The sequence below is a fragment of the Microbacterium sp. genome, assembly GCF_047972865.1.
Taxonomy (GTDB): domain Bacteria; phylum Actinomycetota; class Actinomycetes; order Actinomycetales; family Microbacteriaceae; genus Microbacterium.
In genome coordinates this window covers 24,957-37,686 of the sequence record NZ_JBKEAY010000072.1, presented here as the reverse complement: position 1 = coordinate 37,686, position 12,730 = coordinate 24,957, and the positions used below count along the sequence as shown (strand labels likewise).

Below are 12,730 nucleotides of genomic sequence, written 5' to 3'. Positions count from 1 at the left end.
GCCGACTCACCAGTCATGCACGGTGCCGTCGGCGAGCCGGTTGTACGGCAGGTACGCCCGCTCGTAGGGGTACTTCCCCGCCTCGTCGGCATCCATTTCCACGCCGAGCCCGGGAAGGTCGCCGGGGTGCAGGTAGCCGTCCTGCCAGGTGAACGACTGCTGGAACACCCGGTCGGTGGCGGCCCCGTGCTGCATGTACTCCTGGATGCCGAAGTTGTGGATCGCCAGGCCGAGGTGCATCGCGGCAGCCATGCCGACCGGGGAGATGTCGGTAGGGCCGTGCATGCCAGACTTCACCTGGTACAACGCCGCGTACTCCAGTGTCTTCTTCAGGGGGGTGATGCCACCCATGTGAGTGACCGCACCGCGGACGTAGTCGATGAGCTGGTCGCGGATGAGGTCCTTGACATCCCACACGGTGTTGAAGACCTCTCCGATCGCCAACGGCGTCGTGGTGTGCTGCCGCACAAGCCGCAACGCCTCCTGGTTCTCCGCCGGAGTGCAATCCTCCAGCCAGAACAGATCGTACGGCTCCAGCGCCTTCCCGAGCTTCGCGGCCTGAATCGGGGTCATCCGATGGTGTCCGTCGTGCAGCAACGGCAGCTCGGGACCGAACTCGGCCCGGACCGCCTCGAACACCCCGGGGAGGTGCCGCAGGTACGCGCGGGTGTCCCAGTCCTCTTGCACCGGCTTGGTGCCGCGCCGCGCCGGCTCGTGGTCGTAGCGGGCCTGGCCGCCGCCGGTGTCGGAGGACTGCGATGCGATGCCGTAGATCGCTTTCAGACCCGGCACCCCGGTCTGGATGCGGATCGCCTTGTATCCCTGTTCCAGATGCGCGCGCACCGAGTCGAACAGTTCGGGCAGTTCCTTCCCCGACGCGTGCCCATAGGCGAGCAAGCCGTTTCGGCTGGCGCCGCCCAACAGCTGGTACACCGGCATCCCGGCAGCCTTGCCCTTGATGTCCCACAGCGCCATGTCGACGGCCGCGGCGGCCGCCATCGTGACCGGGCCCCGCCGCCAGTACGCCGAGCGGTACAGGAACTGCCAGGTGTCCTCGATCTTCGACGCGTCCGAGCCGATCAGCAGGGGCACGACGTGCTCGGTGAGGTAGGCGACCACCGCCAGCTCGCGACCGTTCAACGTCGCGTCACCGAGGCCGGTGTGGCCCTCGTCGGTGGTCAGCTTGAGCGTCACGAAGTTGCGGTCCGGACTCGTGACGACGACCTCGGCTTTGTCGATGATCATGACTGTGCTCCTTGCGGGGGTGGGGGGATGGTCCCGGTGGCGGGCGGGACGCCCGCCACCGGGGGTGTGATCACTGCGGGGTGTCGGACCGCTTCTTGCGGCCCTTCCGGTCCTGTGCGCCGCCAGGCTGAGCGCGGCCCGTCGAGAACGCCGCCGTCGAGAGAGAGACATCCTGCTGGGCGCCGGCCGCTCCCGGCTCGGACTCGACGCTGAGCGCTTCGGCGCCGAGCGCCATCGCCGCCTCGGTCGGGGTGAGCCCCTCGTCCGCCTGCTCCTGGGCACGCCGCTGCGTGATCTCGGAGACGATCGTGGCGTGCACCTTGTCGGTGAGCGGGTAGAACAGCATGACGAGCGCAGCCAGCACGACGCACACCGCGGGCAGTCCGGCGACACCCGCGCGGATGCCCCATTCGGCGGCCGAGGTGAGACTCTCGCCGGCGACGTAGCCGCCGAGCCCGATCGCGTAGGCTGCGAGCGCACCGCCGAAGGCCTGCCCCGTCTTGCGCGTGAACGAGAACAACGCGTAGGTGATGCCCTCGGTGCGCACACCGGTCTTCCACTCACCGTACTCGACCGTGTCCGCCTCGATCGCCCAGATGAGCATGTTGACCAGCAGCATCCCGACCATCGCGATGATCAAACCGACCAGGGCGACGACCGCGCTCGGCGCGAAGAAGGCGATCACCATGCCGCCGGCGCCGATCAGCGCGCCGATGATGTACGCCGTGCGCTTGCCGATCTTGCGGACCACCAGCGGGACGAAGGGAGCCAGCAAGAAGATCAGCACGAGCTGCGACAGCGAGATCACCGCAACCAGCCCGACGCTGTCGAACACATCGCGCATGAGGTAGATCTGCGCCGTCGTCATCGAGATCATCCCCGTCAGCAGCAGCAGCGAGCTGAAGCAGAGCATGAGCAACGGCTTGTTGCCCTTGAGCGTCGCGAACGACTGCTTCATGGTGACGTGGGGGATCTTGCGGTACACCCGCTCCTTCGTGGTGAAGAAGGTGAACAGGTACAGCGCCATGCCGATGAACACGAACGACACGGTGACGGTGGTGAAGATGCCCTGCAGGTCCGCGCCGGCACCCAGCTGCGGAGCCACGAAGACCCCGAGTGCACCGCCGACCACAGCAGCACCAACGGTCCGCGCGCTGGCGAGTTTGGCGCGCTCCCCCGGCACCTGCGTCATCGCCGCCGCAAGTGATCCGTACGGAATGTTGACGAGGGTGTAGGCGATCCCGAGCAGACCGTACGTCACGTACGCGTAGAGCAGCATGCCGCTCTCACCGATCTGCGGCACGTGGAAGGTCGCCACCGACAGCAGCAGCAGCGGCAACGATCCGAACAGGATGAACGGCCGGAACTTGCCCCACCGCTTGGTGTTCACCTTGTCGACGAGACGGCCGGCGGCCACGTCGGTGAACGCGTCGAAGATGCGCAACACCAGGAACAGCGTGCCGACAGCTGCCGCCGAAATACCGGCGACATCCGTGTAGTAGACCAGCAGGAACATGGTCGCCGTCGTGAACGCGAGGTTGTTGGCGGCATCGCCGGCGCCGTAGCCGAGGATGCTGAGTGCGCCGAGTCTGTCTTTCGCGGGCGCGCTCGCGCCCGATTTTGTGGTTGTCATGAGTGCTCCTTTGCCTCAACGGGAGGGTGGCGCGGACGCCACCCGGGGGGATCGGTTGTCAGTCGGCGTCGCGTAGCGCGGTCCAACGGGCCCGCAGCGCGTGCGCCGCCGACTTCGGTTTGCGGTCGCGCGTGAACACGCCCTTCTTGTTGCCGTCAACCCGGAAGAAGCCGGCCGACGTCTGGAAGTCGGCGAAGTTCCACACGTGTTCGCCGGCCATCGCGTCGATCCGGTCGAACACCCGGTGGTAGACGTCGAGCATCCCGATCTGGAACTCCTCCGTCCACGGCTGGTCCCACACCGAGTGGTAGCCGGTGATCGTGTCGGCGCCGTACTCGGTCATGATGATCGGCTTGCCGTACTTGGTCTCCCACGCGCGCAGTTCCTCCTCCAGTTTCACCTCCGCGGTGGCGAGGTCTCCGGCGCCGACGTACCAGCCGTAGTAGCGGTTCAGGCACAGCACATCGGGCAGGCTCGACACGCGGCACACCTCCGGCGGTGCCATCATCACGTTGACGAACGTCACCGGCCGTGTCGGGTCCAGTTCGCGGGTGAGGGCGAACAGCGGCTCGAAGTACTCGTAGGTGCCGTCGGCCATCGTGTCGGGCTCGTTCGCAATCGACCACATCACCACCGACGGGTGGTTCTTGTCGCGGGCGATCAACTCACGGATCTCGCGCCGGTGCGCGTCCTGCATCCGGGGCCCGAAACCATCGGCGAAGTCACCGGAGGCGCCCTGCAGCAAGTCGGCGATGCCGCCGGAGATTCGCTTGTTCAGGCCGACGGCGGCGGTCTCATCGATGACGACGATGCCGTGGCGGTCGGCATAGTCGAGCACTTCCTCGTCGTACGGGTAGTGCGAGGTGCGGAACGAGTTGGCGCCGATCCAGTTCGACAGTTCCATGTCGTGCACGAGGTAGGCCCGGTCGTGGCCCTTGCCGCGCACGGCGGTGTCTTCGTGGCGACCGAACCCGGTGAAGTAGAACGGCTCACCGTTGATGAGGAACGTGCCGCCCTGCACCGCCACGGTGCGGATGCCGACGGCGAGCGAGTACTGGTCCACGACCGTGCCGTCGACACGCGCATCGACCTCGAGCCGGTAGAGGTAGGCGGCGCCCGGTCGCCACAGGGTCGCGTCGGCGACGCGCAACACCCCCGCGGCCCCGTCGGCGGCACCGACCTCGATACCGTCGGCGTCAACCAACCGCACCGAGACGTCTGAGGCCTGCGAGGTCTGCACCCGGTAGTCGACCGTTCCGGTGGACCCGTCGATACCGGTGACGACGGTGATGTCATCGACGTGCACCGCCGGACGCGACAACAGCCACACGGCGCGGTGCAGGCCCGCGTAGTTGTAGAAGTCGTGCATGTACCCCTGCTGTTTGCGTCCGTTGGGCAGGTCGGCGACCAACCCGGGCGGGATGGTGTCCGGGGTGAGCACGTTGTTGACGCCGATCGTGAGGCGGAACTCGCCTCCGGGAGTGACCAGGTCGGTGACGTCGGCTTCGAACGGAAGGTAGCCGCCCTCGTGCGCGGCGACCTTGGTGTCGTCGACGTAGACGACGCCCTCGTGGGTGGCCGCGTCCACACGGATCACGATGCGCTCCCCCGCCCAGCCGCGTGGCACGCGCACGGTGCGCTGGTACCAGACCCAGCCGATGTGGTCGCGGATCGCCGCATCGGTGAACAGATCGTTGTAGCTGGCCGGGACCGGCGCTTCACGAGTCGTCGCCAGCGGTGCAGTCCACGGGCTCGGCACGTCGGGGCTGTCGAGGGCGAACTTCCAGAGGCCTTCCAGCGACAGTAGTTCTCGGGTGGCGGTTTCCTGAGGCTTGAGCATGGGGGTGCCTTTCTGCGCTTCGGTGCGCGGTAGGGATCAGGGGAGAACGTCTGCGGATGCTGCGTCCTGGACCGCACCGGCGGCACGGACCCGCGCAACAGTGGCGGCATCGGCGGCGAGCACCGGCGAGACCAGTGCGATCAGCGCGAGGACCGGGTCGGCCGCGTCTCGCGCCCGCACAACCTCGTCGGTGCGGGCGTCGCGAGCGCCGGTGTCGGTACAGACCCAGCCGATCCACGACGCCAACGCGAGCACGGTGCCTTCGGGTGCCCGGCCGGCGGCGAGTGTGCGCTCGGCGACGGCCGCGATGCGCACCTGTACTTTGACGGTGGCGTCGACGGAGATCTGCTCCAGCCGGTGCACGATCCGCGGGTTGGCGAACCGCTCACGCAACTGGGCGCGATAGGCGACGTGGTCGGCGTCGTCCGGCAGGCATCGCACCGCCTCGTCCCAGAAGCTCTCCACGAGTGCCCGGCATTGCGCATCCGCCATCGCCTCGGCGACCGTCGTCAGGCCGCGGGGCAGTCCGGCGAAGGTGAGGATGCTGTGCGCGCCGTTGAGCAGCCAGAGCTTACGGTTCTCCCAGGGTTCGATGTCGTCGACGCAACGCGCCCCCGCGCTGACCCAGTCGGGTCGGCCGGCGGGGAACCGCCCCGCGAGCACCCAGTCGGCAAACGGCTCGGTGACCACGGCTGCCGTGTCGGTCCAACCGGCATCCGCGACGGCGTCGGGAGCCTCGGCGTGCGGGGTGATGCGGTCGACCGACGTGCTCACGAACGACACGTTCTGCCTCACCCATTCCGCCAGCGACGGGTCGACCCGGGCGGCGGCGACGGTGACGCCGCGGGCGAGGAACGCGCCGTTGTCGGGGATGTTGTCGCAGGGGACGACGGCGATCGGGCCCGCCGCGGCGGACCGGCGAGCGGCGAGCGCGTACACCAGGCGTCCCAGCACGGTTCCCGGCTCGGCGCCGGTGCCGTGCTCGCCGAGCGCCCGGAGGTCGGCCGCCAGGTCCGCGTCGTCCGGATCGGGCGTGCCGTCGGCGTGCAACCGGTAACCACTCTCGGTGACGGTGAGGGTGATGATCGCGACGGCGGGGTCGGACACGAGCGCCGCCAACCGGGTCAGGTCGGTGCCGGTGGCGGCCTCGCTGACGCTGGTGACCACCTCGACGCGGTCGCCGTCGGGACCGCGCTCGACGAGCGTGAACAGTCCGTCCTGAGCGGTCAGGTCGTCGGCGATGTGACGGCTGCGACCGGTGAAGGCCGCGATGCCCCACTGGTGGGCATCCGCGGCGCGCGCCGTGAACCAGGCCTGATGCGCGCGGAAGAAGTGGCCGAGGCCGAGGTGCACGATGCGCACCGGCGCTGCCGAGGCGGGGGCCCCGCGTGCGGCCAGTGCGGCGCGGGTGAGCGGTACCGGGGTCACAGCTTGAACACCTCCCGCGGGATAGCGTCGACGAGGTCACGCGCGATGCGGCGCGCCGTGTCCATGCGCACCCGTCCCTCGTCGACCAGGCGACCGAGGAACACGGCATCCGCGCGCCTCGCGGTGTCGTGCCGTGCGGGGATGGACAGGAACGCGCGGGTGTCGTCGATGAACCCGCTGGAACGGTAGAAGCCGGCGGTCTCGGTCACCGCCGCGCGCCACCGTCCGATCGCGTCGGGCGCGTCCAGGAACCACCACGGCGCGCCGATGTAGACGCTCGGGTAGAAGCCCGCCAGCGGTGCGACCTCGCGTGAGTAGACGGTCTCGTCAACGGCGAATAGGACGAGGTGGAATCCGGGGGCGGTGCCGAATTCCTGCAGCAGCGGGCGGAGGTTCTCGGTGAACTCGGTGCGCACCGGGATGTCGTGACCGGTGTCGGGACCGTACGCGCGGAACGTGCCGGAATGGTGGTTGCGTCGCACTCCCGGGTGCACCGTCATCACCAGTCCGTCGGCGACGCTCATCCGCGCCATCTGGAAGAGCATGTGGCCGCGGAACAGGCGCGCCTGTGCCGCGTCGGCCGTGCCCGCCAGCACGGCCTGGAAGAGCCGCTCGGCGGCGACCGGGTCGAGGTCTGTGGTGAACGGCTCATAGACGCCGTGGTCGGCCGACACGGCCCCGTGCGAGATGAAGTACGCGCGGCGCTCCTGGAGCGCGCGCAGGTACCCGGCGAACGTCCCCGCCGACTGGGTGGCATCGAGGAGTCGTCCGATACGCTCGCCGAATCCGGGCGCGTCGGGGTCAGTGTACGCATCGGGGCGGAACGTCGGCAGCACCCGCCCGGTGAACTCGGGGTCGGCGGCCAGACGTGCGTGCGCGGAGAGGTCGTCGAGCGGGTCGTCGGTCGTGGCGAGCACGTCGATACGGAACCGGTCGAACAGCGCGCGCGGTCGCAGCTCGGGGCGACGGAGCAGCGCGTCGATGCGGTCGTACAGGCGGTCGGCGTTGTCGGCCGACAGTTCGTCGTCGATGTCAAAGATGGTGCGCAGTTCGTGGGTCAGCCACGAGGCGCTCGCGGTGCCGGCGAAGCGGTGCCAGTTGTCTGCGAGCAGCCGCCACGGATGGCGAGGGTCGACCGGCCGGACCGGGTCGAGGCCGAGCTCGTCGAGCGGGATGCCGAAGGCGTGCAGCAGCCGGGTGACGTAGTGGTCCCGCGTGATGAACAACTCGGTCGGGTCCCCGAAGGGAGCGTCGTCGGCGAGCAGCGCCGCGTCGACGTGGCCGTGCGGCGAGATGATCGGCGCGTCGGCGACCTCGTGGTAGAGCTCGTCGGCCGCGCCGGGCGCCGTCGGCTGCGAGCGGGGAATCCTCGGCGACATGGCATCAGTGTGCCCGACAAATGCCCCATCTGTCAACCGATTGCCACCAGATGTGCACCGCACTTTCCCCACCTCATGGCAATCGTTTGTGCCCCACCCTTCACTCCCCCTCACTCCCCCGCCCCGCCCCGCGGCGCGCGCGCCGCGCCGCGCCGCGCGCGAGACTACAGCCGTGGTATCGAGCCCTCGCGTATTACGCACGGTCTCGATACCGCCCGTGCAGTCTCGCGAGTTGGAGGGCGGGCTGGGGCGGGGATGAGGGCGGACGGGACGTGGATAGGCTGAGGGGATGACGTTCACCGGATTGCACCCGGATGCCGCCGCCTTCTACGCCGAGTTACGCGTGAACAACACGAAGACGTGGTGGCTGGAGAACAAGGCCCGGTACGACGACCATGTGCGGGCGCCGTTCGACGCGCTCGGCGCGCAACTGGCCACCGAGTTCGGACCACTGAAGACGTTCCGCCCGTACCGGGACGTGCGCTTCAGCGCCGACAAGACACCGTACAAGCTGCATATCGGCACGGTGACGCGAGCGCCGGTGGCCCACTACCTGCAGTTCAGCGACGAGGGGATCGTGATCGGCGGCGGCGTGTACGATGTCCCGGCTGCCGCACTGAAACGGTTCCGCGAAATCATCGACGACAACCGGTTGTTCGGTGACCTCGATGCGACGCTCGACGAGGTGCGCGCCGACGGATTCGAGCCCATGACCGATGGCTCGCTGACGACGGCACCGCGCGGCTACTCCGTCGACCACCCACAGATTGCGTTGCTACGCCTGAAGCGCGTGGCGATCGGGCGTAGCGAACCGCTCGCAGAGTGGATGTGGACACCGGATGCCGCGCCGATCATCGCTGCACGGTGGCGCACGGTCTCGGTCTGGAACGAGTGGGTCAGCGAGAACCTCGGCACCGACGTGACCGGTTTCCGCTCCGGCCGGCCGTAACCCCTCGGCCGGGTTCCCGCTTCCGCGAGCGTTGTGCAGGAGAGGCGGTGTCGGGTGCGACGTATGTCACCTCGAACACCTCAGGTGTCACCCTCCTCCCTGCACGACGAACGCCGACCGCCCGAGGGCGGTCGGCGTCGCAAGGTGCGAGTGCTGTCACACCTCGTCGGTGTGACCCGAGTACGTGCTGTGCTCGGGGTGGGCCTCCCGGTAGGCGGCCAGGTCACGCACGTTCTTCTGCACCGCAACCACCGCGAACAGACTCATCGCGAAGCCGATGCCGTAAAAGCCCTTCTCGCTGAGGAGCAGTTCGGCGTTCCACAGGCCGATCGCCATCATGACGACCGCAATGATGAGCATGGCCCACGAGACCCCAATGAAGACCGGGGTGACCGGGACCGCCTCGGCACGGTCGCGCACCGCCTTCTGCACCGCGATGGCGGCGAACAACCCGAGCAAGAACACCGCGAGGAAATAGCCCTTCTCGCTGAGGAGCATGCGCGCGTTCCACAGTCCGATGAAGAACACGACTGCACCTAGTCCCAGCGCCACCCAGCTCGCACCGACAAAAGCGGCCGTAGGCCGTCCGATCTGTGGGGTTCCATCCATGAGTTGCCTCCCTCGTCGTGCCGCTCCCCGCTCCGGCGGCGTGACAGCGAGACTAGCAACCGGATCATTCCCCGTCAGGAATGATCCACAGGGCGGATTCCGCCGATCTGAGGTCTATGCCTCACGAGTAATGGTCACCTTCACGACCAGGTCTCCCTTGTCGCCACCCGCGTACACTCCACGCAACGGCGCAACGTCGCTGTAGTCGCGGCCATGTCCGACCCGAACGTGACGGTCGCCGATGTCGATGTTGTTGGTGGGATCGAATCCTTGCCAGGACCCGTCGTACCATTCCACCCACGCGTGCGACTCCCCGTCGACCGGCTCACCGATCAGGGCGTTCGGATGCGGATGCAGGTAGCCCGACACGTACCGGGTCGGGATGCCCACCGAACGCAGCGCACCCAGGGTGATGTGCGTGATGTCCTGGCACACGCCCTTGCGTTCGGCCCACGCTTCGGCGGACGTGGAATGGACACCGGTGACACCCGGCATGTATTCGACAGCATCACCGATCGCGCGCGCGATTGCGAGGGCCGCCTGCGAGGGCGCGGCGTGCTGGCCGGCGAGGCGGCGGGCCAGTTCGACCACCTCGTCCGGCGGGTCGGTCAGTGGGGTCTGCCCGAGCATCTCGACGGTTCTCACCGACCCGGCCGCCTCGACCCGCAGCTCGTCCCACCCCAGGTCGGAGAGCTCGACCGGCCGCTCGCGCACCTCGATCAGCGAACGCGCCGTGATCATGAGCGCCGAGTGGCTGGCGAGCACGTCGAACGAGGCCACCCGGGTCCCGAAGTAGTCGGTGTAGTGGTTGACCCCGGTGGACGGTTCGATGTCGAGCTGCGCGCTGAGCACGAACTGACTGTCCGACGACCCCGGCAGCATGCGGGCCTCGTTGTAGCTCGCGCCCACCTCGTCGGGGTAGGTGAATCCGGTCGCGTGCTCGATGCGCAGACGCTTCATGAACTCTCTCCGATCCAGCTCGGCTCGGCGTGCGTCGGGAAGAACCGCCCGCGGATCGCCTCAGATGCCTCCCGCGTCACCTTCTGGACGCGGTCCATGTGCAGCGGCAGCTCACCGAGCAGTTCGCCGATGGGACGGTACTCCAGGTCGTTGCGCATCCGGCCCAGCGCCCGCAGGACGGCGTTGGAGTGGCCGACCCGGTCGGCGACCGGGTCGATCGCCCGCATGCAGTCCTCCGCGGTCTGGATGGAGTGGATGATCGACCGCGGGAACAGCCGGTCCAGAATGAGGAACTCCGCGGCGTTGCTGGCCCCCGGCATGCCGCGGTAGGTCCGCAAGTACGCCTCGTAGGCGCCGCAGGAGCGGAGGATGGTCGTCCATGATGGGCCGGATGCCTCCGTCAGCGACCGCGTGGCCAGCATGCGCGCGGTCATGTCGGTGCGTTCGATCGCACGCCCGAGCGTGAAGAACTGCCACGACTCGTCACGGCTGGTCGAATTGTCGGTGATGCCGACCGCCAGCGCGGCCCGCTCGCGCACCCACTGGAAAAACTCGTGCACCTTTTCGTCGTTGAGTCGACGCGGCATGCGCGAATAGGTGGTGTTGAGCGTCTCCCACAGCTCCGTCGACACGATCTCGCGTGCGCGACGGGCGTTCTCGCGCGCCGATTGCACGGCGTACGCGATGCTCGACGGGTTGCTGCGATCGACGGCCAGGTGCATCAGGAGCGAGCCGCGGGTGATCCGCCCCTCGTCTTCAGGCGGGAACGACCCCATCACCCCCATGAGGGAGCGGCACGCGGTGTCTTCGTCGACCCACGGATCCTCCAGAAGGAGCTGCAGATGCACATCGAGGATGCGGGCGGTGCCGTCGGAGCGCTCGATGTACCGGCCGATCCAGAACAGCGATTCGGCGATGCGGCTCAGCATCCGGACTCACCTCCCTGTGTCTCGGGCCGCGCGGACGCGGACTGCTGCTGCTGCTCCTGCTGCTCCACCGACGAGCGCGGCGTGTCTTGCGGTGAGTGCACTTGAGCCTGCTGCACGTCGTAGATGATCGAGATCGCCTCCGTCACCGCCGACTGCTCCTCGACGATCTCGGCCACGTCTGGCTGCCGTCGCTGCCCGTACTCGACGGAGCCGGGAGCGGCACCGCCGACCACCCAGGTGTCCTTCGAGCCACCGCCCTGACTGGAGTTGACGACCAACTGCCCCTCCGGCAGTGCCACCCGGGTCAGCCCGCCGGGGAGCACCCACACCTCGTCGCCGTTGTTGACCGCGAACGGCCGCAGGTCGGCGTGGCGCGGCTGGACACCGTCTTCGACAAGTGTCGGGATAGTGGAGAGCATCACGACCGGCTGCGCGATCCAGCCGCGCGGGTCGGCCAGCAGCTTGCGCCGCAGTTTCTCGAGTTCGGCCGGCGACGCGTCCGGCCCGACGACCAGGCCCTTGCCGCCGGAGCCGTCGACGGGCTTGACGACCAGCTCGTCGAGGCGATCGAGCACCTCCTCCAGTGCGGCCGGCTCCTCGAGCCGCCAGGTGTCGACGTTCTTGAGGATGGGCTCTTCGGCGAGGTAGTAGCGGATGAGGTCGGGCACGTAGGTATACAACAGCTTGTCGTCGGCGACGCCGTTGCCGACCGCGTTGGCAATCGTGACGTTGCCCAGCCGCGCCGCGAGCATGAGGCCAGGCGCGCCGAGCATGGAATCGGCGCGGAACTGCAGTGGGTCCAGGAAGTCGTCGTCGACGCGACGGTAGATGACGTCGACCCGTTTGGGTCCCCGGGTGGTGCGCATGAACACCTTGCCACCCATGCACAGCAGGTCTCGTCCTTCGACGAGCTCGACACCCATGAGGCGGGCGAGCAGCGTGTGCTCGTAGTACGCCGAGTTGTAGACACCGGGCGTCAGCACCACCACGTTCGGGTCGTCGACTCCAGGGGGAGCGGATGCCCGCAGCGCCTGCAGCAATTTGTTGGGGTAGTCCCCCACCGGGCGCACCCGCATCGAGACGAACAGCTCCGGGAGGGTCTGCGCCATCATCCTCCGGTTGGAGATGACGTAGCTCACCCCGGACGGCACCCGGACGTTGTCCTCGAGCACGCGCATCTCGCCGTGCTCGTCGCGGATGAGGTCGATGCCGCCCACCTGGATGCGCACCCCGTTGGCGGAGTGGATGCCGGCGGCCTGCCGGTAGAAGTACTGCGACGAGGCGATGAGACCCGCCGGCAGCACCCCGTCGTTGACGCAGTGCTGATGGCCGTACGCGTCGTCGAGGAACGCCTCCAGCGCCCGCACCCGCTGCTGCACGCCCTTCTCGATCCGAGACCATTCGTCGAACGGGATCACGCGCGGAACGGCATCGAGCGGGAACGGCCGTTCCTCACCGGCGAAGTCGAACGTGACGCCCTGCGCCAAGTAGGAACTTGCGAGGGATTCGGTACGCCCCCGCAGCTCCTCCTGCGTCATCTGCGCGAGCGCCTGATAGAGCTCACGGTAGGCCTCCCGCGACTGCGGTGGCGCGGTGAACATTTCGTCGAAGGGAGGCACCCCGGAAGCCGTCTTCCGCGGCACCATCGTCGAGCCGTACGCGTCGAACAAGTCACCCATGGGATGAGCCTAGCCCGCGCGAGATGACGACGGTGTTTCTCCGACCTCGACACGGTCGCTGCCGCGCCCGGACCGCGCC

At 68.3% G+C, this 12,730-nt stretch carries 10 protein-coding genes; 1 reads left to right on the top strand and 9 read right to left on the bottom strand.

What is annotated here, in order from left to right:
• Positions 1–6: 6 nt before the first annotated feature.
• The 5 genes from manD to uxaC all read right to left on the bottom strand — a co-directional run bounded on the left by manD (position 7) and on the right by uxaC (position 7,525).
• Positions 7–1,245, bottom strand: a complete 1,239-nt coding sequence (gene manD / locus ACK5KK_RS04630; RefSeq protein WP_416888920.1) for a D-mannonate dehydratase ManD — start codon at positions 1,243–1,245, stop codon at positions 7–9.
• A gap of 70 nt (positions 1,246–1,315) precedes the next feature.
• Positions 1,316–2,878: a glucuronide transporter gene (uidB, locus tag ACK5KK_RS04625; RefSeq protein ID WP_416888919.1), complete on the bottom strand. Its 1,563-nt coding sequence runs from the start codon at positions 2,876–2,878 to the stop codon at positions 1,316–1,318.
• Between the two features lie 58 nt (positions 2,879–2,936).
• Positions 2,937–4,718, bottom strand: coding sequence for a beta-glucuronidase (gene uidA, locus ACK5KK_RS04620; RefSeq protein WP_416888918.1), 1,782 nt, complete (start codon positions 4,716–4,718; stop codon positions 2,937–2,939).
• 36 nt (positions 4,719–4,754) lie between these two features.
• Positions 4,755–6,146, bottom strand: a complete 1,392-nt coding sequence (locus ACK5KK_RS04615) for a mannitol dehydrogenase family protein (protein ID WP_416888917.1) — start codon at positions 6,144–6,146, stop codon at positions 4,755–4,757.
• A complete protein-coding gene (gene uxaC, locus ACK5KK_RS04610; protein WP_416888916.1) occupies positions 6,143–7,525 on the bottom strand; it encodes a glucuronate isomerase in 1,383 nt (460 codons plus the stop codon). Before uxaC ends, ACK5KK_RS04615 begins: the two co-directional genes overlap by 4 nt.
• Positions 7,526–7,814: 289 nt before the next feature.
• Between uxaC and ACK5KK_RS04605 the strand changes: the two genes are divergently transcribed.
• Entirely contained in the window at positions 7,815–8,474 is a 660-nt protein-coding gene (locus tag ACK5KK_RS04605; protein ID WP_416888915.1) for a DUF2461 domain-containing protein, read from the top strand.
• A 156-nt stretch (positions 8,475–8,630) separates the two neighbouring features.
• On the opposite strand, the gene yiaA is transcribed toward ACK5KK_RS04605, so the two are convergent.
• The 4 genes from yiaA to ACK5KK_RS04585 all read right to left on the bottom strand — a co-directional run bounded on the left by yiaA (position 8,631) and on the right by ACK5KK_RS04585 (position 12,651).
• Positions 8,631–9,083: an inner membrane protein YiaA gene (gene yiaA, locus ACK5KK_RS04600; RefSeq protein WP_416888914.1), complete on the bottom strand. Its 453-nt coding sequence runs from the start codon at positions 9,081–9,083 to the stop codon at positions 8,631–8,633.
• A 114-nt stretch (positions 9,084–9,197) separates the two neighbouring features.
• Positions 9,198–10,043 (bottom strand): transglutaminase family protein, encoded by an 846-nt coding sequence (locus tag ACK5KK_RS04595; protein ID WP_416888913.1) that lies wholly within the window; start codon positions 10,041–10,043, stop codon positions 9,198–9,200.
• Positions 10,040–10,972, bottom strand: coding sequence for an alpha-E domain-containing protein (locus tag ACK5KK_RS04590; RefSeq protein ID WP_416888912.1), 933 nt, complete (start codon positions 10,970–10,972; stop codon positions 10,040–10,042). The genes ACK5KK_RS04595 and ACK5KK_RS04590 overlap by 4 nt, the downstream gene beginning before the upstream one ends.
• Positions 10,966–12,651: a circularly permuted type 2 ATP-grasp protein gene (locus ACK5KK_RS04585; RefSeq protein ID WP_416888911.1), complete on the bottom strand. Its 1,686-nt coding sequence runs from the start codon at positions 12,649–12,651 to the stop codon at positions 10,966–10,968. The genes ACK5KK_RS04590 and ACK5KK_RS04585 overlap by 7 nt, the downstream gene beginning before the upstream one ends.
• Positions 12,652–12,730: the final 79 nt, after the last annotated feature.